The organism is Microlunatus phosphovorus NM-1 (assembly GCF_000270245.1).
Lineage (GTDB): Bacteria > Actinomycetota > Actinomycetes > Propionibacteriales > Propionibacteriaceae > Microlunatus > Microlunatus phosphovorus.
Map to the genome: position 1 here is coordinate 3449198 of NC_015635.1, position 25024 is coordinate 3474221.

The window sequence follows — 25024 nt, forward strand, 5'->3', positions numbered from 1 at the left end:
GTCCCGAAAGGGGATCGACACGAGTGCGCGAGAGACCCCCGCGTGGGCGGCAGCGTCCTCCATCGTGGGCCGCCGTGCCGTACGCGGGGACTCTTGCGCAGGTCCAGACATATATGCATACTCGGCCCGAAGTGGAGGCTGGCGCGCGCTAGTTTCGGGGTCGAGAAGGGACCTGAATGGGCATCGAGATCACCAAGCCGCTCGGATCGGACGTGGTTCGGGTGGGCTTGATCGGAGCTGGCCGGATCGGCAGCTCCCACGCGCAGCTGAATGCCGAGCGAGCGCCAGGCGCCCAGCTGGTCGCTGTGGCCGACCCGCGTCCGGCTGCGGCTGCCGAACTGGCGGCACCGTTCGGAGCCCGCCCGTTCGCTGATCCGGCCGAGCTGATCGCGATCGCCGCCGCGGACGAGGCGCGAGTGGCCCTGCAGATCGCGCTGGCCTGCATCGAGTCTGTCCAGCAGCATGCCGCAGTCGCCCTTGACCCGGTGGGCGGAGTGCAGGAGGTGGCGCGCTGATGACCACTCCGTTCACTCTCGCGGTCTGCTCCGAGATGGTGTTCACCGATCGGCCGCTGATCGAGCGGGTCCGGCGCATCGACGATCTCGGCTTCGCCGCTGAGATCTGGGACTGGACCACCAAGGACCTGACGGCACTGGCCGCGACCGGGGCCATGTTCACCTCGATGACCGGCTACATCCGTGGTGACCTGATCACTCCCGACGGCACTGACGAGCTGCTGCGCACCGCCGAGGAGTCGATCAAGGCGGCCGCGACGTTGGGCGCACCGCGGCTGAACCTGCACGGCACAGGACTCGACGGACGCGGACTTCCGGTGCTGCCGGCCGAGGTGGTGACGCCGCCGATGTGGTTTGCGGCCGAGGCCACACTGAGCCGCATCGCCGCCCTCGGAGAGCGCGAGGGAATCGTGTTCTGCTTGGAGAATCTCAACACCGCCGTCGACCATCCCGGTACGCCGTTCGCCAAGGCGGCCGACACGTTGGCCTTGGTCGAGGCCGTCGACAGCCCGCATCTGCGGCTGATGCTGGACCTTTATCACGCCCAGATCGGCGAGGGGAACCTGATCGAGCTGATCCGTCGCTGTGGCGACGCGATCGGGGAGATCCAGGTCGCCGATGTGCCCGGTCGCTGTGAGCCCGGCACCGGTGAGATCAACTATCCGGCGATCGCCCGCGCGCTGGCGGATCTGGGCTACACCGGCACCGTCGGGTTGGAGGCGTTCGCATCGGCTGACTCCGAGCTGGCCTTGGAGCGCTTCCGTACCGCCTTCACCCTCTGACTTCCCGCGCGTCAGCTCGCCAGGTGAGCGGTCGGCTCCGTCCGGACCGGGAAGTTCACCGAACTGGCGATGAAGCAGTTCTCGTGTGCCTCGTGGTGCAACGAGTTCGCCGCTGCGATCATCGATTCCTCGGCGACAGCCACCGTCGGGCGGAGAACGACCTCGGTGAACCGGCCGCCGTCACCGATCTGCTCCATCACGCCCACGGCCTCGTCACGATAGGCGGTCACCACAACGCCGTGGATCGCGCACAGATGCAGATAGCTCAGCAGGTGGCAGTCCGAAAGCGCCGCGACCAGCAGCAGTTCCGGGTTCCAGCGTGTCGGATCACCTCGGAACACCGGATCAGCCGACGCCGGCAGCATCGGCCGGCCCTCGGCCGCCAAGTCGTGATCGCGACCGTACGCCCGGTAGTGAGACGTGCCCTCACCGCGGTTGCCGGTCCAGGTCGTGGTGATCGCGTACGTGTGGCTCGGCGCCATCCGTCACCAACCGACGACGTCGAGCACCTCGACCGACGTCCGACGATCGGACAGGTTCGTCGGAGCAGCCAGGCTCGTCGGAGCAGCCAGAGCCGTTGGCACAGTCAGCGGAGCAGGGGCCGCGACGTCATAGGCCACCGGCGTCGGCGCGTCATAGCCGAACCAGCGATCGCGAGCAGGCAGCAGTTCCGGGATCCGCGCCAGCGAGACGATCAGCTGATCCCGGGCCAGCCGGTTGCCCAGCTGCCGGGTTGCCGACATCCAATCATCGTGCAACATCAGCGATTCGATCCGGCGCAGGTCCACCATCAGCTGCCGGCGGCGGGCCATCAGCCACAGCTCGGCGTGCGCCCGCTCCCATTCGGGTGTGTGCTCCGGCCGGCCGAATCGGATCGACAATCCGCGACCCAGCCGGATCAGCCAGGCCCGGCTGCGCGCGAACCGGAGCAGGAGCGCCAGCGTGAGCAGTGTCCCGAGCACGACCGCCTCACCGATCATCTCCATCCGACTCACCGCCTCCTTGCGTACCCGAGCCACCCACTACAACCACTGTCGCCCCGCGGTCGCCAGCACGCAAGAGCCGTGGGCCACCAACCGCAGGGCGAGGTGACATCATCGGTGGGTGGCGAACCGTATTCGGCTTGGCGTGATCCTGCTGCTCCTCCTCGGAGTGACCGCGGCCTGTGGAGCTCCCGCCAAGCAGCCTGCCCTGGACGGCACCAATTGGAACCTGACCGCCTGGGCCGAGCCGGAGCCGATCCCTGCCGGCGTGGCCATCACTGCAGAGTTCGCCGACGGACGGGTCGCGGGCACCTCGGGTGTCAACCGCTACAACGGCGCTGTCGAGTCCAGCGCGGACGGCTCGTTCGCCATCGACCGGCCGGTCTCGACCATGATGGCCGGTCCCGAGGACGCGATGAAGGCCGAGGCCAGCTATCTGCGCCGGCTCGAGGAAGCGACCTCGTACGCCATCGACGGCGACACCCTGGTGCTCACCGACGCCGACGGCCAGCCCTCGTTGACCTTCACCCGCGCCTGATCCCTCCGTTCCCAGAGATCACGCGGCCGCCAACGGCGGATGCAGATCCTTGACGGTGAATCCCTGCCGGCGCCGGACCACCAGCACCGACAACGCGTGTGTGACGACGACGATCGCCAGCAAGACGGCGGCATCTCGGGCTAGGTGCGTCAGCTCGCCGCCGGAGATCACCACCCGGAATCCGTCGATCAGGTAGGTCATCGGCATGAACGGCGACAGCGCCGCGAAGAAGCCCGGCAACAGCGGTGTCGGATAGGTGCCGCCGGTGGAGGCAAGCTGGAGAATCAGCAGCACCAGCAGCAGCGGTGAACCGGCCTCGCCCAGCGCGGTTCGCAGCAGGTGCGCGATCGCGGAGAAACAGCAGGCTGCCAGCACCAACAATGCCAGGAACAAGAATGGATGGACCGGGTTCAAGCCGAGCAGCACCCAGACGACACCAGCCATCAGCAGACCACCGACAACCGCGATCCCGCCGACCGGCAACCAGCCGGTCAGCGCCAGCCGGACCGGAGAAGCCCGCCCGGCGAGCGCCCGGCCGGTGATCGGTCGGACCACCAGGAAGACCGAGATACCGAAGACCCACAGTGCAATGGCAAAGAACATCGGGGCAAGGCCTCGCCCGTAGTAGATGGCCGGGTTGAGCACCTGCATGCTCACGTCTGCCGGTGCGGCCAGCACCTGAACCGCGTCCCGCTGCTGGTCTCCGCTCAGTGCCGGAAGTCGTTTGACCCCCGCTGCCAGCCCGGTCTCCAGCTTGGTGGCGCCGTCCTGGAGCTTGGTCAGTCCGGTGTCCAGCTGCGCAGCTCCGCGGTCGAGATCCTTGGCCCCATCGGCCAGGCTGGACGCGCCCGCGCTGAGTTTCGTGGCCCCGTCGCTCGCAGACTCGATGCCTTGCGCCAGCGAGTTCGCGCCGGTGGACGCCTTCGCCACCCCCGCCGCGACACTGGCCGCTCCGGTCGCGACCTCGTGCGCCCCGGTGTTGAGCTTGACCACGTTGTCCCGGGCGCCCTTCACCTTGTCGGTCAACGCATTGCTCTGCAGCCTGTCATTGATGGCGTTGGCCCGGTCCACCGCCGTGTCGACGTGTGAGGCCACCGAGTCGGCTCTCTTCTCGGCCGTCGCCAGGGCCGACTTCGCCCGTTTGACGGCCGGGTCGTCCGCCAGGTCCGGATTCGCCCTGACCGCGTCATCCAGTGCCTTCGATACCGTGGCCAGATCACTGCTGATGGTCTGGTTGCCTGATCCGACCGCATCACCGATCGAGTTCAGGGTCTTGTTCAGCTCGGCCGCATCGCTCTTCACCTTCGGCAACACATCGAGGACGTCATCGAGCACCGGGGTGACTCGATCGTTCAGCTGCTGGGTGCCGTCGGCGACCTGGTCGGCACCGGAGCGCAGCTTCTTCGTACCGGTCTTCAGCTCGCTCAGGCCGGACGAGAGCGAAGAGGCGCCGGTCTCGGCGTTCTCCAGCCCGGTGGCCAGTGTGGATGCGCCCGTCGCCAACTGCCGGGCACCGGCGGCAGCCTTGGTTGTCCCGGCATGCAGCGCGCTGGCACCCTGCTGAGCGCTGGTCAGGCCCTTGGCCAGCTCGGCAGCCCCGCGCTGGGCGTCGACCATACCGTCGCGGATCTTGGTCAGGTTGGCGAAGACCGCGTTGAAGTAGGCCACCTCGGCGGCCTCGTTGACGGCTCGGGCGATCGAGTTCTGCGCGCTGCCGGTGATGCTGCCGACCACGAAACCGTTCGCGTCGTTGCGGTAGAGCATCACCTTGGCGCGCTGCGGGTCGTCACCGGCGCCGCTGACCAGGCTGGTCGAGAAGTCCGCCGGGACGCTGATCACCAGGTAGTAGTCGCCGTCACGCAGCCCCTGCTGGGCGGTTGGCTCGTCCACGTCGTGATACTGGAACGCAGCACCCTTCTTGAGCTCGGAGACGAAGTCCGCACCAGCCGCAATGGTCTCGTTCTGGAAAGTGGTCGGTACGTCGGCATTGACGACCGCGACGGGCAGCTGGGACAGCCGACCGTACGGATCCCAGTTGGCACTCAGATAGATGGCGCCGTAGAGCGTCGGCACCAGCATCACGAAGATCAACGCGGCCCGTGGCAACGGGCCGCGGAAGCGACGCAGTTCGAATCGGGCCAGACGCGAGGCGGGCACCGGCAGCGGCATGGTTTGCTCCTCAGTTCGCCACGGCGGTGGCCGCTGCGGCAGAAGGCTCGGGCTTCGGTAGCCGGTGGATGGAGGTTCCGGACGGCAGCTTGCTCGACTCGAGGACAGTGACGACGACGAAGGTGCCGGCTGCGACGAGCGCCTCCAGGCCGGCCATCAACACAGCGCATTCCTCCTCGTCCAGCCCTCGATGGGCACTGTCCAAGAAGACGACTTCGGCGGGACGCATAGTGGCCAGCGCCACCGCCAGCCTGGTGTAGTCGAGAGCGGTGAGCTGACGTACCTCGGCCGAACGGGGGAACTCGACCTGCAACGCCGCACAGGCCGCCTCGAACCGAGTGCCAGCCTTGGCCAGGGGCACCGCATCGATCAGCGACCGCTCGGTGATCGATTCCGCGACGGTGAGTCGGGGTTCCAGCGTGACCAGGTCGTCGACCAGGGCCAGCGAGGTACGGTCGCGCAACAGCCGATTCTGGGTCACGGGATCGTAGCCCGCCACGCGCACCCATCCGGACCAGCCGCGCATTCGGCCGGCAAGAGTGAGCAGGAGTGCCGACCGACCCGAGCCCGAGCGACCGACGATCGCCGCCAGTCGCCCCCGAGGAAAAGCAAGGTCCACGTGCTGATAGACCGGCCCTTCGTGCGTCGCCAGCGACAGGTCGCGGGTTTCGATATAGGTAGTGTCATCGTACGAAGCTCTCGCCATTCGCGCAGCGTACGCATCCTCGTCCGGCTGTCGCGATCCCGTGATCAAGATACTGTGGCATTTCGTCGCTAGCAGTGACACAGCGTCGCTATCAGTGACACAGCATCGTCGTCAGCGAGGCAGTAGATGCCTGAGCGAGGAGGAGATCGGACATGGCGCAGTTCACCGCCGCCGTCTACCAGAACGAGTTCCTGCCCGATGGCGGCACCGACGTCAACGGGATCGTCACGATCACCTGCACCGGGGCCGGTGAGGCCGGCCGCGGTGGTGGTGGCCAGGCGGGCGAGATCATCATCGTCGACACCTCCGGCTCGATGGGCCGGACCAAGCTCGAGGCGGCCAAGGTGGCCGCCGCTGCCGCGCTCGACCAGATCCTCGACGGGACCTGGTTCGCCGTCGTGGCCGGCACCCATGCCGCCTATCTGGCCTATCCGCCGGCCCGCAGCGGCGCCGGCATGGTGCAGATGAACCCGCAGACCAGGCACGAGGCGCAGCAGGCCGTCCGTGGTTTCCGCTCCGATGGCGGCACCGCGATGGGCACCTGGCTGCTGCTCGCCGGTCGGCTGTTCGACTCGATCCCGATGCTCGCCCAGAAGCACGCCATCCTGCTCACCGACGGTGAGAACCACAACGAGTCCCCCGACCAGCTGACCAGCTCGATCGCCGCCGTCACCGGGAGGTTCCAGTGCGACTGCCGCGGAGTAGGCGTCGATTGGCAGGTCGCCGAGGTACGCCGGATCGCCCAGGCGCTGCTCGGCACCGTCGACATCATTCCGCGGCCGGAGCAGCTGGCCACGGTGTTCGCCGAGTTGATGCGCAGTGCGATGAGCCGCGGTGTCGCCGATGCCCAACTGCGGGTGTGGGCACCCCAAGGCGCGCAGGTGCAGTTCGTCCGTCAGGTCTCACCGACCGTGGAAGACCTCACCAACCGACGGGTGGAGGTCAATCCCCTGACGGGTGGCTATCCGACCGGCGCCTGGTCGGATGAGTCGCGGGACTACCACATCAGCATCCGGCTCTCGCCCAAGGCGATCGGCCAGGAGCAGTTGGCCGCCCGCGTCCAGCTCGCCGTCGGCGGCGAAGTGCTGGCCCAGGGCCTGGTCAAGGCGAAGTGGTCCGACGACGAGGGCCTGACCACCAGGATCAACCCGGAGGTCGCGCACTACACCGGTCAGACCGAGCTGGCCCAGGCGATCCAGGACGGCCTCGCCGCCAAAGCGGCCGGCGATGAGGAGGGCGCCACCACCAAGCTTGGCCGCGCCGTACAGTTGGCTGCACAGACGGGCAACGAGGAGGCCACGACCAGACTGCGCAAGGTGGTCGACATCACCGACATCGAGACCGGTACGGTGCGGCTCAAGCGCAGTGTCGACAAGGCCGACGAGATGGCCCTGGACACCGCATCGACCAAGACCACCCGAGTTCGCCACTGACCCCGCGAGCCCGACCAGAGGAGGACCCCATGACGTCGGTCTGCCCGGCCGGACACGACTCCACCGCCGACGACTACTGCGACGTCTGCGGCGCACCGATCGACGCCGCCGCCGTCAATCCCCCGTCGTCCAACCCGTTGTCGTCCGATCTGTTGTCGTCCCGAACCGGTGCGACACCTCACCTGAAGCCGGCTCCCGGCGCCTCATCCACCGGTGGTGGCCAGCGCTGCCCGCACTGCGGGACCGAGAACGTCGCCGAAGCGCTGTTCTGTGAGAGCTGCGGCTACGACTTCACCACCGGGAGCATGCCGCGGCCGATCGCAGCCCCTGACGTACCGGCCGAGTCGAGCACCGCGCCGGCACCAGCAGCCAGCAGCTCGTCCCCAGTCTCAGCCGCGTTCACCTGGGTGGCCGAGCTGTGGATCGATCCGGCGTGGTACGAGGCGCAGGACAGTCCGGATCCGCTGCCCTCCCCCGGGTTGCCGGACACCATTCCGCTGCGCGGCAACTCGATTCTGGTCGGCCGCGTCTCGCGGACCCGCAACATCCACCCCGATGTGGACTGCGGTTCGGACTCCGGCGTCAGTCGCCGCCAGGCACAGCTGACCACGGATGGCCGGCGCTGGTTCGTCGAAGACCTGGAATCGGCCAACGGGACGTTCATCGGCTCGGCCAGCGGCGCCCTGCCCGACGACCCGATCCCGGCCGGTGTGAAGCGCGAGCTCGACCCCGATGATCGGATCTATCTGGGGGCCTGGACCCGCCTGGTGATCCGCGAGGCGACCGAGGACGAGATCGCCGGTCTGGGCTAGATTCCAACCGCACAGTGTTGGATTCCAACGGCACGGTGTTGGCAAGACAGACGAGTTGGCAAGACAGACGAGTTGGCAAGACAAACGAGTTCGACAAGGAGTTCCGTGGAGATCAAGGTCGGCATCAAGCAGGTCAGCCGCGAGATCGTGGTGGAGTCCAACCAGACCACCGCCGAGGTCGAGAAGGCCGTAGCCAAGGCGATCGACCGCAACGAGGTCCTGACGCTGACCGACACGCATGGCCGCAGGGTGCTGATCGCCGGTGGCAGCATCGGCTACGTCGACATCGGCGAGGAGAGCGCCCGTCGGGTGGGCTTCGGCTCGGGCTAGGCCTGCGTACTGAGTGGTCGTGCTAGGCCTTGAGGCCGAGTTCGGCCATCCGCTTGGTGTGATTGGCGACCAGCCGGGAGAACATCCGGCTGATCGCGGCCAGGTCCAGGCCGGGTCGGTCCACCGTGCCGGTCAGCAGGCTGGTCAACGCATCCCGGTCGGCAGCGACCCGCTGCGCCTGGCTCAGCGCCTCGCCAACCAGGCGGCGTCCCCACAGCGACAGTCGGCCGGCAAGCTTCGGGTCGTGCTCCATGCCCAGCCGGACCTGGGCGACGATGTAGGCCTGCAGGCCCTCGTCGGCCAGCACCTCATTGACCAGATTGCGGGTGTCGGCATCGACGAAGGCCGCGATCTCGCGATAAAAATCCGCCGCGATGCCGTCGCCGACGAACGCCTTGACCAGGCCCTCGTACCAGTCCTTGGGCTTGGTATAGGCGTGAAAGGCGTCGAACGGCGCGTGGAAAGGCGCCATGGCCGCCATCACGTCGACACCCATCGTCGCCAGTTGTGCTGACACCGACTTGAAGTGGTCGATCTGGCGGGCGGCGACGGTGGCGAGCTCGACCTTGTCAGCCAGCGTCGGCGCGGCCTGGGCGTCCTCGGCCATTCGCTCGAACGCGGTCAGTGCCCCGTACGCGAGGATGCCCAGCAGATCTATCGCACCTTCGCGGTAGCCGTCATCACTGGTTGGCACGGAGCTCATGCTGTCAGGGTATCGGTGCTGCGCGGCGTCGTGACCGGGGCGCGATAGGATGATCGTTGGCGCACTTGTCTATGCGACGCGCGGACTGAGACATCCGCCAGCGCGCACCGACCGCGTCACACGAACTCTGTCACACGAAAGTACGAGATCCTGACTACCGAGACTACGACCACAGCCCTCGCCGACCCGGCACCGGTCGAATCCCCAGCAGCCGAACAGGCGACGTTTGGCAGCATCGGTGTGCTACCTGACATCGTGGCCGCCCTGGCCCAGGTGGGCATCGTCCACCCCTTCCCGATCCAGCAGATGTCGATCCCCATCGCGCTGACTGGCACCGACATGATCGGCCAGGCCCGGACGGGCACCGGCAAGACACTCGCGTTCGGCATCACCGCGCTGCAGCGGATCGTCGTGCCCAGCGAGCGTGACTTCGAGCTGCAGGCCAAGCCCGGCGCCCCGCAGGCGCTGATCGTCACCCCGACCCGCGAGCTCGCCCTGCAGGTCAGCAAGGACCTGACCACGGCGTCGTCGATCCGCAAGGCTCGAGTGCTCACGGTGTACGGCGGAGTCGGTTACGAGCCGCAGCTGGATGCACTGGCGGCTGGCGTCGAGGTCGTCGTCGGCACACCCGGCCGCCTGCTCGACCTGGCCGACCGCGGCTCGCTGGACCTGTCCCACATCAAGGTGCTCGTGTTGGACGAGGCCGACGAGATGCTGGATCTGGGCTTCCTGCCCGACGTCGAGCGGATCCTGGCCAAGACCCCTGAGCTGCGCCAGACGATGCTGTTCTCCGCCACCATGCCGTCGGCCATCGTGGCACTGGCCCGGCATCACCTGCGCCATCCGGTGAACATCCGAGCCGAGTCCTCCGACGATACGACGACGGTCCCGACCACGGCGCAGTTCGTCTACCAGGTCCACGACCTCGACAAGCCGGAGATCGTGTCCCGCGTCCTGCAGGCGGAGAACCGCAACCGGGTGATGGTGTTCTGCCGCACCAAGCGAGCGGCCCAGCGCCTCGCCGACGACTTGGCCGAGCGCGGCTTCTCGGTCACGGCGATTCACGGCGACTTGAGCCAGGTGCTCCGCGAGAAGGCGCTGAAGAAGTTCCGTTCCGGCGCGGTCAATGTCCTGGTCGCCACCGATGTCGCGGCCCGTGGCATCGATGTCGAGGGGGTCACCCATGTGATCAACTACGAGTGCCCGGACGACGACAAGACCTACGTGCACCGCATCGGGCGTACCGGTCGGGCCGGCGCCTCCGGCGTCGCGATCACCTTCGTGGACTGGGCCGATGTGACCCGGTGGAAGGTGATCAACAACACCCTCGACCTGCCGTTCGCCGAACCCGAAGAGACCTACTCGACCTCGGACCACCTCTATCACGACCTCGGGATCGATCGCACGGTCACCGGCCGTCTGGTGCCGTTGCCGGCGCGTGAGCGCCCCGCCCGCGACCGTGATCAGGATGTCGAGGTCGATGACGCGGCCGCCGATGCCGAGCGCGAGAAGCGGCGCTGCGAGCGGCCCAAGCGGCAGCGGACCCGCCGCCGGCTGCGCAACGGCGTACCGGTGGAGGGCACCGAGGAGGCCGGCGCAAGCGAAACCGGCGTGAGCGAGTCCACCGACACGACACCCGAGGCCGTCGCTGACGCGCCGGTCGATGGCGCGCCGGTCGATGGCGCGCCGGCCGATGGCGACGCACCCACCAAGCGCCGCAGGCGCCGTCGCCGTAACAAGTCCGCCGCCACGGAGTAATCGCGGCCAGGAAGCCGACGAGAAGGAGATTTGGCACCTGATTTGGCCGAAATCAGGTGCCGATACTCCTTCTCGTGACGATCCATCAGCAGTAGTAGTCGTAGCCATACCAATCGGAGGGCTCGTCGAGGGTCCAGCGGTCCCGAGTACGGTCTCGGCGGAGTCCGTCGGCGCGGGCGGTGGCGATCCGTCCGATGAGTTGGCGTCGGTAGGTGGTGAGATCGCGCTTCTCGGCACGTACGACGATGAGCCCGGCACGTTCCAGCCGTTCCTCGCGGGCGTTGTCCTCACGGTGCTGATCACGGTCGCGGTGTCCTTCGGCGCGGTCTGATCGCCAGGTGCCGCCGTCATACTCGAGTGCCAGGCCGGCATCGACGTCGAGCAGATCAGGGATACCGAGGAGATAGCCCTGGTGGTCGAAGACTGCTCGGTTGGGTTGCAGATCGAGCAAGCCGAGTTCGAGAACGGCGAGCATCCGGAGCCGGGATTCCCAGGTGCTACGGACCCCGATACGGGCCAGGTCGACGGCCTGGCGGGCTTGGCTGGAGCCACGATGGCCGGCAATACGTCCGAGGTTGCGCTGGAGGTGTTCAGGCTTGAGTCGGCGAGTGCGGAGGATGGCGTCCAGGGCGGCGACGGCTTCGGTCAGGTCGGGCGCTTCGCGGGCCAGGTCGTACGCGGTCCGCAGCAGCATCGTGACCGGTATGCCCTCGATGACGTCGCCGCGGATTTGTCGGATGCTCTGCCGATAGCGGATTTCAGGAGTGCTTCGGCGGCGAGATCCCGGTGGCAAGAGCACTGGCACGGGTAGGGGTTTCATTGTGAGGTGGTCGAGCCCGTCGAGGGCGTCGATGCCATGCGCGTACGCGGCCGCCCAGCCAGCGATCAGCGCACCCGATGGCATCACAGACTGGGCATCGCGGATGCGCTGGGCCGAGTTGACCACAGCGCCCTCGCCATCTCGCTGCCCACTGGTGGCACGGTAGTAGCCGGGCGTTGCCCGGTCGTACCGCTGGCCTCTCAGCGTGCCCCGGCCGATCTCGCGGCGGGCCCAATCGGCCCTGGATCGGCTCACCCGGGTCTGTGCCCACTCCTCGGCAAATCTGCTCATGCCGGGCAGCGTCGCACCCAGTCAAGGCCCGTGGATGGTTATCCACAGGGGAATCGAGAAGGAGTATTGGCATCTGATTTCGACCAAATCACGTGCCAAATCTCCTTCTCACGCGTCCAAGTAATCAGCCTCGGGCGGCCAACAACGACTCCGCGACCTCGCGATAGGCGAGGGCGCCCTTGCTGGTGCGCGCGGTCGTCAGAATCGAGCGCCCGGCGGCGGGGGCTTCGGCGAAGCGGACGGACTTCGGGATCGGCGGCTCGATGACCGGTACGCCGTAGTCCGCTCCGATCCGCTCCAACACAAGTCGCCCGTGACTGGTCCGGCTGTCGTACAAGGTCGGCAGCACGCCGATCACCTTCAGCCGCCGGTTGGTCATTCGCTTGACGTCGTGGATCGTGTCCAGCAGTTGACCGACCCCACGATGGCTCAGCGTCTCGCACTGCAGCGGGATCAGCACCCCGTCGGCCGCGGTCAGCGCGACGGTGGTGAGCACCCCGAGCGATGGTGGGCAGTCCAGCAGGATCACGTCGTAGGACTTCAGCAGCGGCGCCAACGCGGTCTTCAGCAGCCGCTCCCGGCCGGTACGCATGAGCAGCGCCTGTTCGGCCGTGGCCAACTCGATGGTGGCGGGCAGCAGATCCACCCCATCCTCGGTGGACAGCAGCACCGCGGCGGCCTTCAGTTCCCCCAGCAGCACCTGGTGCACCGAGCGCTCCAGGCTCTCCGGGTCGATACCCAACGAGAACGTCAAGCAGGCCTGCGGGTCGAGGTCGACCAGCAGCACCTTCAGCCCTTGGGCAGCGAAGGCCGCGCCCAAGGAGCCGACCGTGGTCGTCTTGGCCACGCCGCCCTTCTGGTTGGCCACCGCCACGACCCAGGCCTTCTGCGGGCTCATCTCAGATCACGCACGGCCATCAAGTTGCGCAGGGCCGCGTACGTCTCGGGGTCGGTGGTGTTCACGCCCAAGTCGTGATCGACCTTGCCGGTGCCGTGATAGTCGCTGGATCCGGTGCCGAGCACTCCGAGTCGCTGCACCAACGCTCGCAATCCGGCGCGGGTCGCCTCGTCGTGGTCTTGGTGATCGACCTCGATGCCCTCCAGGCCGTGCTCGGCGACCAGCTGCTCCAACACCTCCACCGGCAGCACCTGCTCCCTGCCCCGGCCCCAGGGATGGGCGATGACCGCTACGCCGCCGGCGTTGTGCACCAGGTCGATGCCCTTGGCCACATCGATGGTGTAGCGCTCCACATGCGCCGGACCGCCGTCGGCGAGGAAGCGATCGAACGCCTCCTTGCGATCCTTGACATGCCCGGCGGCGATCAGCGCGTCGGCAATGTGCGGCCGCCCCACCGAAGGGCTGCTGCCGACGAAGGAGAGCACTGACTCCTCGGTGACCGGCACCCCGAGCTCGGCCAGCTTGGCCAGCACCGGCCGCAACCGGCTGCTGCGCCCATCCCGCACCAGTGCCATCTCCGCGCCCAAGCTCGCATCGGCGGGGTCGGCCCCGTACGCCAGTAGATGGACGCTCTGCCCGCCCCGTGAACAGGACAGTTCCATCCCGGGCACCACCTCGATACCCAGCCGTTGACCCGCTGCCAGCGCCTCGGGCAGGCCGTCGAAGGTGTCGTGGTCGGTCAGGGCGACCGCTGCCAGTCCGGTGGCTGCGGCTGCGGCCACCAGCTCGGCCGGCGAGTCCGTGCCGTCGGAGACGGCGGAATGGGTGTGCAGATCGATCCTCATGCGCGGGACAGCAATCCGCGAGCCACCCTTAGTCCCACGGATGTCTTGGCCAGCTCCGGTTTGCCGTCACAGATCGAACGCAGTGTCTTGATCGACTCCGGCACTCCAGGGGTCTCCTTCTCCCACAAGTTGATCCGCTGTTTGGTCGAGCCCGAGGTCGCGATCGACATCGCCTCGGCGGTCAGGTCGGACTGGACCGCGTGCAGGTCGTCGCGGAGCGCAGCCCGGGCCATGATCTCCCAGCGATCCGTCCGTGGCAGCTCGATGATCCGAGCCAGCAGTCGGTCCAGACCCAGTCGCTGACCGAGACTGAAGTGCACGCTGGCCACCGTGTCGGCGTCGACATGCATCTGAGCAGCAGTCGGCACGATCGTCAACGCCGCGAACAGGTACGGCTGCGTTGCCACTCGACGAGCCAGCTTCTCCGGCACGCCCTTGGCCAGGTAGCCCTTCAACGCCTTGCTGTACGCATCCGCGTCCCGGCCCGACAGCAGCTCCGGCAGCACCTCGGCGAGATCGGCGACCGGCTCGGCGTAGAAGTCGACGCAGGCGCTGATGTCGATCGGCCGCCGGCGGTTGTTCACCAGCCAGCGAGTTGCGCGTTCGACCAGCGTCCGGATCTCCAGGCGAAGCTCCGTCTGCACCTCGGCGCTGATCTGGAAGTCCAGCCCTTCCAGCTCGAGCTCCAGTTCCGGGGCGGAGAAGATGGTCCGGGCCGCGACGTTGGCCCGGATCAGATCCGCCACACCCGCCCCGGTCTCCGACGACAGCCGATAGAGGGTGGTGTTGCCGGCCTTGTTGACGAAGTCGTTGACCAACATCGTGGTGATGATCTCCCGGCTCAGCCGGTGGCCACGGATCTGGTCGTCGTAGCGCTCACGCAGCGGCGTCGGGAAATAGTCCACCAGCCGGTCGGCCAGATCGGGATCATCGGGCAGGTCGGAGCTGAGCACATCCCGGGCCAGCATGATCTTGGTGTACGACATCAGGGTGCACAGCTCGGGTGAGGTGAGCCCCCGATGCTCGCGCCGGCGCTCCGCCATCTCCTCGCTGGTGGGCAGAAACTCGATCGCCCGGTCGAGGACGCCGCGCTCGACCAGTCGCTCCATCCAGTCCTCGTGCACACCGGCCATCGACGCCGACTGGTAGACCGCATTGGCCAGCGCCAGGTTCTGGTCGTAGTTGTGCTCCAGCACCAGCTCGGCCACCTCATCGGTCATCGAGGCCAGTAGCTCGTCTCGGTCCGGCATGGTCAGCCGCCCGGCGTTCACCTCACCGGTCAACAAGATCTTGATGTTGACCTCGTGGTCGGAGGTGTCGACGCCGGCGGAGTTGTCGATGAAGTCGGTGTTGATCCGACCACCCTTACCGGATCGGCCGCCCCGCAAGGCGTACTCGATCCGGCCCAGCTGAGTGAGCCCGAGGTTGCCGCCCTCCCCGACCGCCCGGGCGCGTATCTCGGAGCCGTTGACCCGCAGGCCGTCGTTGGCCTTGTCGCCCACTTGGGCATGGCTCTCGGCGGTGGCCTTGACGTAGGTGCCGATGCCGCCGTTCCACAGCAGATCCACCGGTGCCCGCAGGCACGCGCTGATCAGCTCGGCCGGCGACAACTCCACGACCGACTCGGCGATGCCAAGCGCCTTACGCATCTGCGGCGTGATCCCGATCGACTTCAGCGTCCGGGGAAACACCCCACCACCCACGGAGATCAACGAGGTGTCATAGTCGCCCCAGCTCGATCGGCCCAACTCGGACAACCGCTTGCGCTCGGCGAAGCTCGCGACGGGATCGGGATTGGGATCGATCAGCACGTGTCGATGATCGAAGGCGGCGACCAGCTTGGTGTGCTCGCTGCGCAGCATGCCGTTGCCGAACACGTCGCCGGACATGTCGCCGATGCCCACGCAGGTGAAGTCCTGGGTCTGCGGGTCGATGCCCAGCTCGCGGAAGTGCCGCTGGACCGAGACCCAGGCGCCACGCGCGGTGATGCCCATGCCCTTGTGGTCATAGCCGGCCGAGCCGCCGGAGGCGAAGGCGTCGCCGAGCCAGAACCCGTACTCCAAGGAGATCGCATTGGCGATGTCGGAGAAGCTCGCGGTGCCCTTGTCCGCCGCCACCACCAGATAGGGATCGTCGCTGTCGTAGCGGATCACGTGCTGCGGCGGCACCACCTCGCCGCCGACGATGTTGTCGGTGATGTCCAGCAGGCTGGAGATGAACAACTGATAGCAGGCCTTGCCCTCGGCCAGCCAGGCTTCCCGATCGAGGCTCGGATCCGGCAGATGCTTGCAATAGAAGCCACCCTTGGCGCCCACCGGGACGATCACGGTGTTCTTCACCATCTGCGCCTTGACCAGGCCGAGCACCTCGGTCCGGAAGTCCTCGGCACGATCGGACCAGCGCAGGCCGCCGCGCGCCACCGCACCGAAGCGCAGATGCACGCCTTCCACCCGCGGCGAATAGACGAAGATCTCGTACGCCGGCCGTGGCTGCGGCAGGTCCGCGATCTTGCGCGGCAACAGCTTGAACGCCACCGTGTCTCGGCCGGGCTGATAGAAGCTGGTCCGGATCACTGCGTCGATGATGCCCAGATACGAGCGGATGATCTTGTCGTGGTCGAGGCTGGCCACCGAGTCCAGGGCGAGCTTGATCTTGTCCCGGATGTCTTCGACCTCCTCGGCCCGGTCGGCCCTGCTCAACTCGAGTTCGGGGTTGAACTTGGTCTCGAACAGTTCCACCAGCAGCCGGGCGATCTCGACGTTGGCGGTCAGTGACTGGGCGACGTAGGTCTGCGAATAGGTGGACCCGGTCTGGCGCAAGTAGCGGCCGATGGCCCGAAGGAGCGCGACCTGCCGCCAGCCCAGATCGGCGCCCATCACCAGCGAGTTGAACCGGTCGGGCTCGCTGCGGCCGCTGTACGAGGCAGCGAACGCATCCATGAACTGCTCCCGGGCCGCGGTGTCCCAGCGCTTCTCCACCGCTGCCCGACCACCGGGGACGACGACCCCGAAGTCGTAGACGAAGCCTCGCTTGTGCTCCCCGAACACCAATTCGTACGGCCGCTCGTCCACCACGTCGACGCCGAGCAGCGACAGATGCGGCATGATCTTGGACAGCGACAGCGTCTGGGACCAGCGGAAGATCTTGAACCGCAGGTCGGCGTCGTCATCCGCGCGATCCGGCCGATACATCGCCATCGCCATGTCCTCGGGTCCGGACAGGTCGATGATCGCGGTGAGGTCCATGATCCCCTGCTGGGGCCGGTAGTCCTCCTTGTAGCCCTCCGGCAGCCCTTTCACCCGCTCCGCCAGCAGATCGGGATTGCGCGCGCCGGGCAGCAGCTCGGCGAACTCGTCGTCCCAGGACCGAGTGGCCAGGGTCAGCTCCCGCTCCAGCGCCCGGACGTCGACCTCACCCGAGGCGGTGCCCCGGGGCATGCCCACCACGAAATGCAGGCGGGCCAGCACCGACTCGGTGACCCGGGCGGTGAACTCGATCGAGGAGCCGCCGAGCCCGTTCACCAAGATGTCCTGCATCTTGTTCCGCACCGCGGTGGTGTAGCGGTCCCGGGGCAGATAGACGATGCAGGACAGATAGCGGCCGTACGGATCGCGCCGGACGAACAGCCTGACCTGCCGGCGTTCCTTGAGATGCGCGACCTTCTCGATCGTGGGCGCCAGCTCCGCGATCGGGCTCTGGAACAGCTCGTCGCGCGGGAAGGTCTCCAGCACGTCCATGACTGCCTTGCCGCCGTGGCTGGACTCGTCGTACTGCGAGCGGCGCAGCACCTCCCGCGCCTTCTGTCGCAGCAGCGGGATCCGGGTCACCGACTCCGAATAGGCGGTCGAGGCGAACAGGCCGAGGAATCGGCGCTCGCCGACGACGTTGCCGGCCGCGTCGAACAGCCGGATGCCGAGGTAGTCCAGATAGGAGGGCCGATGCACCCGGGACTTGTAGCTGTCCTTGGTGATCACCAGCAGCAGCGGATGGTCGTCGCGGGGCAGCGCATGGAAGGTCGAGGCCTCGTCGGCGTCGCCCCGCAGGATGCCGAGACCGGTGGCGGGCACCGCGACGTAGCTGGCCGGGGTCCCGGTCTCGGGGTCGGCCGGCTGATAGCGGTATTCCCGGTAGCCGAGGAAGGTGAAGTGACTGTTGGTGAGCCAGCTGAGCAGTTCCGCGGCGACCTCACCCTCCGTGCGCCGGCCGGCGGGCAGTTCACCGTACGTCAGCAGGGCCACCGTCTCCCCTGCCCGTTGCTGCATCTTGGCCCAGTCCTCCACGGCATCCTCGACGAGCTGCAGCACCTCCCGCAGGCCTTGCTCCAGCGCCTCGGTCAACCGCTCGGGGTGGCCTTGACCGCTGGGCGGGGTGATCTCCAGGTGCATCCAGGACTCGGCGACCACGTCTGTCGGCTGGTCCGTGGTGCCGCGCCGAGGCTCGCCCGACGCCGCCTGCTCCGCGGTCAGGATGCCGTGCAGCGCGCCGCTGAGGTCACGATCGACCAAGAACTGGGGGTGGAAGACCTCGCGGATGCTCCAGCCCTGCCGGAGCACCTCCATGGTCACCGAGTCGACCAGGAACGGCCGGTCGTCGGTGACGATCTGAACCACGGTGGCGCCACCGCAGGTCCAGCCGTCGTCGGACTGGCTGGGCGTTCGGATGGCGATCGTCGCCCGGGCTGCGGGACGGTTCTCGGCCAGCCGGTAGTGGCTGCGAACCATGCCCAGCAGGTCGTCCACGCTGCGCTCGGCGACGTCGAGCGCGTCGACGTGTCGGAAGTAGTGGCGCAGGAAGGTCTGCACCGACTCGGCGTCGTAGCCGAGCTCTCGCGCCAGGGCGGCGCCACGTTCGGCCACCTCGTTGATCTTTTCGGCTTTGTCGCGTTCGAGTTCGAGCTCGAATGTCGTCACCGCTGCTGCCCGTCCTTCGGATCTGTGGCACGTCTGTGTGCCTGTCACATTCGACCATAAGCCTGCCCGAGCCGGCGCGTGCCATGATGGCGCACATGGACATCAGGTCACGTGTCGAGTTCACCGCTGGAGTCGAGGAGGTCTTCGCGATGATGACCGACCGCGCCTACCTGGAGGAGGTGTGCAAGGCCACCCACGCCCGCTCGCATGAGGCGACCGTGACTGGCACCACGACGCACACCATCCGCAGGCTGCCCGCCCCGGCTGCTGCGGCCAAGTTCACCGGTCCGGAGCTCACCGTCTCGGAGAAGATCGACTGGGGGCCCGCGGACGCGGCCGGCCACCGGACCGGCCGGGTGTCGATGAGCGTGCCCGGTCAGCCGGTCACCATGCAGGGCATCGTCGTGCTGTCGGCCGACGGGCCCGGCACCGTTGCCGAGCTGACCGGCGTGCTCAAGGTGGCCATCCCGATCCTGGGCAAGAAGCTCGAGCAGGCCGCCGCCCCAGCCGTGCTGGCCGGGTTCCGGACTCAGCAGAAGGTCGGCGACGCCTGGCTGGTGAGGTAGGCGTCGACGCGGCGAACCGCTTGGATATACATATCCCGTGACGAGTCGCCAGCGTCACCGCTCGGCCCTTCGGCAATCCCTGTGCGGGGCGTTGGGTGTGATTGCGCTGGCCAGCACGGTCATCGCCTACGGCCAGATCAGCTATTTCCTGGTCGAGCAGGCCGGTCCGGTCATGCTCTACGTGTGCATCACCGCGACCGCACTTGTCTACCTCGGCACGGGGTTGGTGGCGTGGGCCCGCCGCCCGGGGAACCGCTGCGGCCTGATCATGGTGCTTACCGGGCTTAGCTGGTTCCTGTCCGCCGCCGGCAACCTCACCTCGACCCCGGTGGCCGCGATCGGCACGGCGGCGGCCACCAGCCCGCTGGTGTTCATCGTGTGGCTGCTGCACGTCTTCCCCTCCGGACGGATCCGCTCGCGGCTGTCGCAGGTCACGGTGATCGGCGGCTTCATCGTCGCGCTGGTCCTCCAGGCGCCGCTGTACCTGTTCGAGGTCGACGGCCCCTACCCCGTGTCGCTGGCGGTGGCCGACCGTCCCGACCTGGTGGCGTTGGGCGGCACGGTGCAGTCGCTGGCCGGGATGCTGGTCATGCTCAGCACCGCCTGGGTGTTGCTGGCACGGATCCGCCGGGCACCCGCACAGCAGCGCGTGGTGCTGGCCACCCTGTACGCCTACGGGATCGTCGCCGTCCTGTCGGTTCCGCTGGGGGCCAATGTGCTGGCTCCGTTGCTCGCGCTCTCGGCCGAGGGTCTGGTGGCCTTTCAGCTCTCTTTGCTGGCCGGCCTGCCGATCGTCTTCTTGTGGGCGATGCTGCAGGGCGTCTTCGCCCGAACGGGCGAGGTGACCGAGCTCGGCGAATGGATCGGGGACACCGCCGACGACCCGGCCGACGACACGGCAGTGGCACCGGTGCTCGCGGCTCTGCGCCGCGCCCTGGGCGATCCGTCGGTCGAACTGGGTCGTTGGTCGGGCTCGGCCTATCTGGACGCCGCGGGCAACCCGATCCGCCCACCGAGGCCCGACGCGGACCGGGCAAGTGTCGAGATCGGCCTTGGTTCGCGTCGAGTGGGCGTGATCACCTACGACGCCGACCTGAACCCCGACCCTGAGCCGGTGCGCGCGGCAGGTGCCATCGCGGCCGTCGCGCTCGAGAACGCCCGGCTCACCGCCGAGCTGCGCGCCAACCAGTCGGCGTTGCAGCTGTCTCGGGAACGTCTGGTCGAGGCCGGCGACCGCGCACGTCGCCGGCTTGCCCAGAATCTGCACGACGGGCTGCAGGTGGAGCTGGTCCTTCTGGCGCTCCAGGCACAGGAGTTGGCCGAGCTGGAGCAGCGCCCGGCCGATCTGCCGGAGGCCGCCGAGCGTCTCCGGGAGCGAATCGACGGCGCCGCGCGGGAGCTGCGCGAGCTGGTCCACGACGTGATGCCGGCCCCGCTGATGGAGCGCGGCCTGATCCCGGCCGTGGTGGATCTGGCGGACCGGATGCCGCTGCCCACCAGCGTGGCCGTCTCGGATCGCACGATGACCCTGCCACCGACCGTCGAGAGCACCGCGTACTTCGTGATCGCCGAGGCGCTCTCCAACGCGGTGAAGCATGCACAGGCCACCCGGCTCGACGTCCGGGTGGATCGCGAGGGCAACCGGCTGATCATCGTCGTCATCGACGACGGGGTCGGCGGCGCCGTCGCCGGCACGGGCGCCGGGCTGTCCGGCATCGCCAATCGAGTCGACGTGCTGGGCGGTCGGCTGACCGTCGAGAGCCCGCCGGGTGCTGGCACCCGGCTGAGAGTGGAGCTGCCATGCGGATCGTGATCGGGGAGGACGAGGCCCTGCTGCGCGCTGGGCTGCAGCACATCCTGGAGGCCGCCGGCCTCTCGGTGGTGGGCACCGCATCAGACGCTGAGGATCTGGTCCGGATCTGCCTCGAGCTGGCGCCGGACCTGGTGGTGACCGACATCAGGATGCCGCCGACGCACACCGACGAGGGCCTGCGCGCCGCGCTGGAGATCAGGCGCCGGCTCCCTCAGGTCGGCATCGTCGTGCTGTCTCAGCACTTGCAGCGGCAGTACGCGCTGGAGCTGCTGGCGGACCAGACAGCCGGCACCGGATACCTGCTGAAACAGCGGATCGCCGACGTCAAGACATTCGTCGAGGACCTGAGGCGGGTCGGCTCCGGGGGCATCGTGCTCGATCCCGAGGTCGTCGCCTTGATGGTGGCCCGGGCTCGGGTCGAGAGCCCGGAGCTCGACCGGCTCACGCCGCGGCAGCGTGATGTGCTGGCGTTGCTGGCGCAGGGCAGGTCGAACACCGCGATCGCCCGACAGCTGGGCATCTCGCTGCGAGCGGTGGTCCAGCACACCTCTCACATCTATGACGCCCTCGACCTGTCCGAGAGCGACGACGGGCATCGTCGGGTGCTGGCCGCGCTGCGCTTCCTGTCCCAGGACTGACGACAATCTCTCTGACCACTACCTCCAGAGGAATGCGCCGGACGTACCCCGGTGCACGAGGACGTCGTACGTAGGTCAATGGCGCCGGAACGCAGGTAAGGCCACGGTGGAGTCGGACAGGGGGGTTCCACCATGACTCGTACGCGCCGACGCTCCATCAGTGCCTGGATAGCCGCACTCCTCGGACTGATGCTGGTGATCACACTGGTGCCGGCCGCGGAGGCGAAGCCGGACCGGAAGCCCAGGCCGAAACCGAGTCCCACGGTCAGCGCCCCGGCACCCGCGCCGGCGCTCACCTGCCCGAATCCGAACCCGGACCTGGACTACCTGTGCGCGAAGGGCCCGACCTACAACATCCCGGCACTGACCGACCTGAACGGCTGGAACGACGACCATCCCGAGCACTTCGCCAACATCCGCTACGGCGACCTTAACGGCGACGGGGCTGACGAGATGGTTGCTCGGGGCGCCACCGGCATCCAGGTCTACCGCTTCGATGCCGCTCTCGGTCAGTGGAGCCAGATCAAGATCGACCCGATCCTCTCCGACGCCGACGGCTGGAACAAGCAGGCGTACTGGTCGACCCTGCAGGTCGGCGACGTCACTGGCGACGGGAAGGCGGAGGTGGTGATCCGCGGACCGAAGGGCATCATCGCCTACCGCTACGTCCCCGGGGCCACCAGAGATGTCGCGAGCTGGGAGCAGCTGGCCGGTAACCCGCCATTGAGCGACCCGACCAAGGACAACGACCCGGACAACTACCTGACGATGAAGCTGGTGCCGCTGGGTTCCCCGGAAGGCTCCACCAAGAAGAACGTGCTGTACCGGCTGAAGACCGGTGTGGTCTTGTTCCGGTGGGTCGAGGGCGTCTGGGAGCAGTCGTCGCTCAACGCATCGTTCAATGACGAGGCGGGCTACACCAACGCGGCCTACTACAGCACGATCCACGAGTACGACACCAAGACCTTGATCGCCCGGTCACCCCACGGAGTGGTGACCTACACCTTCGATGGCACCGAGTCGAGAGCCGATGGTTGGGGGGCCTGGTACTTCGGTACCGAACCTGGGCAGGCCGGGCCCTTCAACGGCAACCCGTACGACAATTCCGAGTTCTACTCCACGGTCAAGCCGATCCGTGGCCTGTCCGCCGCAGCCTCTGTGGCCGGCAGGGTCCCCGGAGGCCTGGTGATCCAGACCTTGCAGCCCGACAACACCTGGCAGACATCGCCGACGCTCAACATCGGCGCAGACAGCATGTGGAGCCAGGCCCAGCATTGGGGCACTTTCCGGGTCGCCGACGTCGACGGGGACGGCCGGGAGGACGTGCTGGCCCGCAGCAGCACCGGTCTCCAGGTCTGGAGCTTCGACCCCGACACCAATGCCTGGTCGACCTGGTCGTCCGGGGTGCCGGCGCTCACCGACGACCTGTGGAGCAACCCGTCCCGCTTCTCGACGATCGACACGCCTCGGCTCGACCCTGCCTCCACCGCGCACGCGCTCGTCGCCCGCGGTACGCACGGCGTCCGCACCTGGAGGCTCGACCCGGCGAGCAAGACATTCGCCCGCTACCGCCCGTACGGGAACTTCCCCACCTTGGATCAGCCCGCTCTCGTCGCTGCCCAACAACTGCTTGAACTCGCGATACCGGTGCGCAACACCTATATGTCGGCCAACATCGACAACACCGCACTTCAGCTGAAGCAATACATGGACGACCTGGTAGCCAGGTGCAACGGGCAGCCGATCAGCGAGAATCCCAATCGCTATGAGACCTGTACGCCGCCGAACGGGAGCGGAGTCTCCGTTGACAGTTGGACGACGACGAGCAATCAGCTGATCAGTGAGTTGTATTGGGCGAGCCAGGCAGTCACTCACTTCGACCACCTCTCCGATCTGAAGAACGCCCTGTTCGTCGACGAGAATTCCGAGTTCCCCTCGATCGTGGACGACCTCAAGCTGGGTCAGGCGCAGAGCATCCGAGCTCCGGCACCATCGAAGCCGGGCCCTGATCTGCTCGGCCTGTTCGAGGGCGTCGCCGACCTGGCAGCGCCGGTCATGGCCCTCATACCGGGCGGGGAAGGGGGGAGCATCTTGCTGGAGTTGACCGCTGCCGCGCTGGCGATCACCGCTTCGACGACGCCCGAGTCGGATCCGGACGACCATTCCGTGAACGACGAGTTCACGCCTACCTACAACGAAGTTCAGAAAACCATCGCCACCAACCAGCAGCACATGCAGGATGCCATCAACAACCACAAGCACCACGTGCTCGCGGACTATGGCCTGCTGTCCACCGTCGGACACCAAGTCAGTGCTCAGGTGTGGATCCTCGATCAGGATGGGCTGTTGAGCGTGTCACGGTACGCCTTCACCCGCTGGGTCTACAACAAGTTCCTGCCCGCGCTCTGGGATCGCTGGCAGGTCAGCAAGTGCATGGACCTCACGACCGTTGCCGTGCGCGATCGAGATCGGGTGGACTGGTTCAACTGGGGGTGCGCGTCAGCGCAACCTGGCGAACGACCGCCCATTTACGTCGGCGAGATCCAGAACAAGTGGGTCAATGAGACGCTAGTCGAGTCTTGGTATCCGACGTTGCCGGGTGAGCCACCGAACGAACTCGAGATCGACTTCACCTCCTGGGATGGCTATCACAGCCGTGGCCGACCGTGCACCGGTCCCGACAATGCCCTCTTCTCTCTCAAACCGGATTCGTGGGGAGCGTACGGCTATAGCTGCGATTTCCGCAACAACTACCTCACCGGCCCCTACTTTATGACGACCTACATCCTCCGTACGCCGGTCAGCAAGGAGTGCAGCTATGACGGTGTCGGCACCGGACGCTGGGAGTACGGCGACTGCACACTCGGCATCGGCCTCGACGAGCTCAACAGCTGGGGTTTTGCCACCCGAACCTGCGACTACTGGCGCAACACCTACCAGAACGGGTCCCACGACGGGGAGGAGTGCTTCAATGCCCAGCCCGCGTCGGGTGTAACGGTCGCCTCGGCCATACTGCGGGGCTCCAATTCGGGTCAAGTCAGTGCCAGCTTCACAGACACGATCCCCAAGGGATTCGACCTCCGCCGCGCCAAGGTCGAGTTGTTCAAGGTGCTGCACGAGGAAGGCGGTTCCGGCGGGCTCGTCAACACGTCGAAGGGCGAGGACGTATTCCCACAGACCGTACGGCTGAAGAAGGCAAGCAAGAAGAAGGCAGAGTTCACGATCCGCGGGAAACCATCGATCAAGGGCACCCTGAAGGTCCGCGGTGACCAACTCGCGGTGCAACTCAAGATCACCGGCTCGAAGTTCGACGAAGCGCAGCGCTGTGCTACTCAGTCATCGACGCATCTGAACACCCACATCCTGGTCACCGACAAGCGGGGTCGCTATGTCCAGATCTATGGCTCCGCGCCATGGACCTGTGTCAAGGACAAGAAGGATCGGCTCGTCCGGCTCGAATACGGGACGACCGCGTCGACCAAGCGCACGCGGTGACGTCGGAGCACGAAGGAGC

Annotated in this window: 20 protein-coding genes; 11 read left to right on the forward strand and 9 right to left on the reverse strand. The window is 67.3% G+C overall.

Annotated features, from left to right (window positions below):
* The first annotated feature begins 176 nt into the window (after positions 1-176).
* The gene (locus MLP_RS15500) at positions 177-515 is read left to right on the forward strand and encodes a Gfo/Idh/MocA family oxidoreductase (protein WP_013864090.1); all 339 of its coding nucleotides are present in this window, start codon (positions 177-179) and stop codon (positions 513-515) included.
* A complete protein-coding gene (locus tag MLP_RS15505; RefSeq protein ID WP_013864091.1) occupies positions 515-1297 on the forward strand; it encodes a TIM barrel protein in 783 nt (260 codons plus the stop codon). The genes MLP_RS15500 and MLP_RS15505 overlap by 1 nt, the downstream gene beginning before the upstream one ends.
* Positions 1298-1308: 11 nt before the next feature.
* Here MLP_RS15505 and MLP_RS15510 read toward each other — a convergent pair whose 3' ends face one another.
* Together MLP_RS15510 and MLP_RS15515 are read right to left on the reverse strand one after the other, a co-directional pair.
* Positions 1309-1779 (reverse strand): OsmC family protein, encoded by a 471-nt coding sequence (locus tag MLP_RS15510; protein WP_013864092.1) that lies wholly within the window; start codon positions 1777-1779, stop codon positions 1309-1311.
* Between the two features lie 3 nt (positions 1780-1782).
* Positions 1783-2316 (reverse strand): hypothetical protein, encoded by a 534-nt coding sequence (locus MLP_RS15515; RefSeq protein ID WP_013864093.1) that lies wholly within the window; start codon positions 2314-2316, stop codon positions 1783-1785.
* An 85-nt stretch (positions 2317-2401) separates the two neighbouring features.
* On the opposite strand from MLP_RS15515, the gene MLP_RS26535 reads away from it, so the two are divergent.
* Entirely contained in the window at positions 2402-2818 is a 417-nt protein-coding gene (locus tag MLP_RS26535) for an META domain-containing protein (protein ID WP_013864094.1), read from the forward strand.
* 18 nt (positions 2819-2836) lie between these two features.
* On the opposite strand, the gene MLP_RS15525 is transcribed toward MLP_RS26535, so the two are convergent.
* Together MLP_RS15525 and MLP_RS15530 are read right to left on the reverse strand one after the other, a co-directional pair.
* Positions 2837-4987, reverse strand: coding sequence for a YhgE/Pip family protein (locus MLP_RS15525; protein ID WP_013864095.1), 2151 nt, complete (start codon positions 4985-4987; stop codon positions 2837-2839).
* A gap of 10 nt (positions 4988-4997) precedes the next feature.
* Complete coding sequence (locus tag MLP_RS15530) at positions 4998-5693, reverse strand: ATP-binding cassette domain-containing protein (RefSeq protein ID WP_049804566.1); 696 nt, start codon at positions 5691-5693, stop codon at positions 4998-5000.
* A 152-nt stretch (positions 5694-5845) separates the two neighbouring features.
* On the opposite strand from MLP_RS15530, the gene MLP_RS15535 reads away from it, so the two are divergent.
* The 3 genes from MLP_RS15535 to MLP_RS15545 all read left to right on the forward strand — a co-directional run bounded on the left by MLP_RS15535 (position 5846) and on the right by MLP_RS15545 (position 8268).
* Positions 5846-7126: a vWA domain-containing protein gene (locus tag MLP_RS15535; protein WP_013864097.1), complete on the forward strand. Its 1281-nt coding sequence runs from the start codon at positions 5846-5848 to the stop codon at positions 7124-7126.
* Between the two features lie 29 nt (positions 7127-7155).
* Positions 7156-7938 (forward strand): zinc-ribbon domain-containing protein, encoded by a 783-nt coding sequence (locus MLP_RS15540; RefSeq protein ID WP_013864098.1) that lies wholly within the window; start codon positions 7156-7158, stop codon positions 7936-7938.
* A 105-nt stretch (positions 7939-8043) separates the two neighbouring features.
* Positions 8044-8268 carry a DUF3107 domain-containing protein gene (locus tag MLP_RS15545; RefSeq protein ID WP_013864099.1) on the forward strand — a complete coding sequence of 75 codons (225 nt, stop codon included), beginning with the start codon at positions 8044-8046 and terminating at the stop codon, positions 8266-8268.
* 22 nt (positions 8269-8290) lie between these two features.
* Here the strand turns inward: MLP_RS15545 and MLP_RS15550 are convergent, their stop codons facing one another.
* Positions 8291-8971 carry a ferritin-like fold-containing protein gene (locus MLP_RS15550; RefSeq protein WP_013864100.1) on the reverse strand — a complete coding sequence of 227 codons (681 nt, stop codon included), beginning with the start codon at positions 8969-8971 and terminating at the stop codon, positions 8291-8293.
* Positions 8972-9211: 240 nt separating this feature from the next.
* Here MLP_RS15550 and MLP_RS15555 point away from each other — a divergent pair, with 240 nt between their 5' ends.
* On the forward strand, positions 9212-10729 hold the full coding sequence (locus MLP_RS15555) for a DEAD/DEAH box helicase (protein ID WP_013864101.1): 1518 nt from the start codon (positions 9212-9214) through the stop codon (positions 10727-10729).
* Positions 10730-10814: 85 nt separating this feature from the next.
* On the opposite strand, the gene MLP_RS15560 is transcribed toward MLP_RS15555, so the two are convergent.
* The 4 genes from MLP_RS15560 to MLP_RS15575 all read right to left on the reverse strand — a co-directional run bounded on the left by MLP_RS15560 (position 10815) and on the right by MLP_RS15575 (position 18493).
* On the reverse strand, positions 10815-11840 hold the full coding sequence (locus tag MLP_RS15560) for a hypothetical protein (protein ID WP_013864102.1): 1026 nt from the start codon (positions 11838-11840) through the stop codon (positions 10815-10817).
* Positions 11841-11964: 124 nt separating this feature from the next.
* A complete protein-coding gene (locus tag MLP_RS15565) occupies positions 11965-12738 on the reverse strand; it encodes a ParA family protein (protein ID WP_013864103.1) in 774 nt (257 codons plus the stop codon).
* On the reverse strand, positions 12735-13583 hold the full coding sequence (locus MLP_RS15570; protein ID WP_013864104.1) for a PHP domain-containing protein: 849 nt from the start codon (positions 13581-13583) through the stop codon (positions 12735-12737). The genes MLP_RS15565 and MLP_RS15570 overlap by 4 nt, the downstream gene beginning before the upstream one ends.
* Entirely contained in the window at positions 13580-18493 is a 4914-nt protein-coding gene (locus MLP_RS15575; RefSeq protein WP_013864105.1) for an NAD-glutamate dehydrogenase, read from the reverse strand. Before MLP_RS15575 ends, MLP_RS15570 begins: the two co-directional genes overlap by 4 nt.
* 95 nt (positions 18494-18588) lie before the next feature.
* Here MLP_RS15575 and MLP_RS15580 point away from each other — a divergent pair, with 95 nt between their 5' ends.
* The 4 genes from MLP_RS15580 to MLP_RS15595 all read left to right on the forward strand — a co-directional run bounded on the left by MLP_RS15580 (position 18589) and on the right by MLP_RS15595 (position 25005).
* Entirely contained in the window at positions 18589-19059 is a 471-nt protein-coding gene (locus tag MLP_RS15580) for a DUF2505 domain-containing protein (protein ID WP_013864106.1), read from the forward strand.
* Positions 19060-19096: 37 nt separating this feature from the next.
* Positions 19097-20872 (forward strand): sensor histidine kinase, encoded by a 1776-nt coding sequence (locus MLP_RS15585; RefSeq protein WP_156821178.1) that lies wholly within the window; start codon positions 19097-19099, stop codon positions 20870-20872.
* Positions 20860-21510, forward strand: a complete 651-nt coding sequence (locus MLP_RS15590) for a response regulator transcription factor (RefSeq protein ID WP_013864108.1) — start codon at positions 20860-20862, stop codon at positions 21508-21510. The genes MLP_RS15585 and MLP_RS15590 overlap by 13 nt, the downstream gene beginning before the upstream one ends.
* A 132-nt stretch (positions 21511-21642) precedes the next feature.
* A complete protein-coding gene (locus MLP_RS15595; protein ID WP_013864109.1) occupies positions 21643-25005 on the forward strand; it encodes an FG-GAP repeat domain-containing protein in 3363 nt (1120 codons plus the stop codon).
* The last annotated feature ends 19 nt before the right edge of the window (positions 25006-25024 follow it).

Bases quoted from the DNA above. Each gene is read 5' to 3' on its own strand.
- MLP_RS15540 (WP_013864098.1), top strand. From the start codon at position 7,156: ATGACGTCGGTCTGCCCGGCCGGACACGACTCCACCGCCGACGACTAC.
- MLP_RS15530 (WP_049804566.1), bottom strand. From the start codon at position 5,693: ATGGCGAGAGCTTCGTACGATGACACTACCTATATCGAAACCCGCGAC.
- MLP_RS15510 (WP_013864092.1), bottom strand. From the start codon at position 1,779: ATGGCGCCGAGCCACACGTACGCGATCACCACGACCTGGACCGGCAAC.
- MLP_RS15580 (WP_013864106.1), top strand. From the start codon at position 18,589: ATGGACATCAGGTCACGTGTCGAGTTCACCGCTGGAGTCGAGGAGGTC.
- MLP_RS15550 (WP_013864100.1), bottom strand. From the start codon at position 8,971: ATGAGCTCCGTGCCAACCAGTGATGACGGCTACCGCGAAGGTGCGATA.
- MLP_RS15590 (WP_013864108.1), top strand. From the start codon at position 20,860: ATGCGGATCGTGATCGGGGAGGACGAGGCCCTGCTGCGCGCTGGGCTG.
- MLP_RS15595 (WP_013864109.1), top strand. From the start codon at position 21,643: ATGACTCGTACGCGCCGACGCTCCATCAGTGCCTGGATAGCCGCACTC.
- MLP_RS15500 (WP_013864090.1), top strand. From the start codon at position 177: ATGGGCATCGAGATCACCAAGCCGCTCGGATCGGACGTGGTTCGGGTG.
- MLP_RS15525 (WP_013864095.1), bottom strand. From the start codon at position 4,987: ATGCCGCTGCCGGTGCCCGCCTCGCGTCTGGCCCGATTCGAACTGCGT.
- MLP_RS15565 (WP_013864103.1), bottom strand. From the start codon at position 12,738: ATGAGCCCGCAGAAGGCCTGGGTCGTGGCGGTGGCCAACCAGAAGGGC.
- MLP_RS15570 (WP_013864104.1), bottom strand. From the start codon at position 13,583: ATGAGGATCGATCTGCACACCCATTCCGCCGTCTCCGACGGCACGGAC.
- MLP_RS15535 (WP_013864097.1), top strand. From the start codon at position 5,846: ATGGCGCAGTTCACCGCCGCCGTCTACCAGAACGAGTTCCTGCCCGAT.
- MLP_RS15505 (WP_013864091.1), top strand. From the start codon at position 515: ATGACCACTCCGTTCACTCTCGCGGTCTGCTCCGAGATGGTGTTCACC.
- MLP_RS15560 (WP_013864102.1), bottom strand. From the start codon at position 11,840: ATGAGCAGATTTGCCGAGGAGTGGGCACAGACCCGGGTGAGCCGATCC.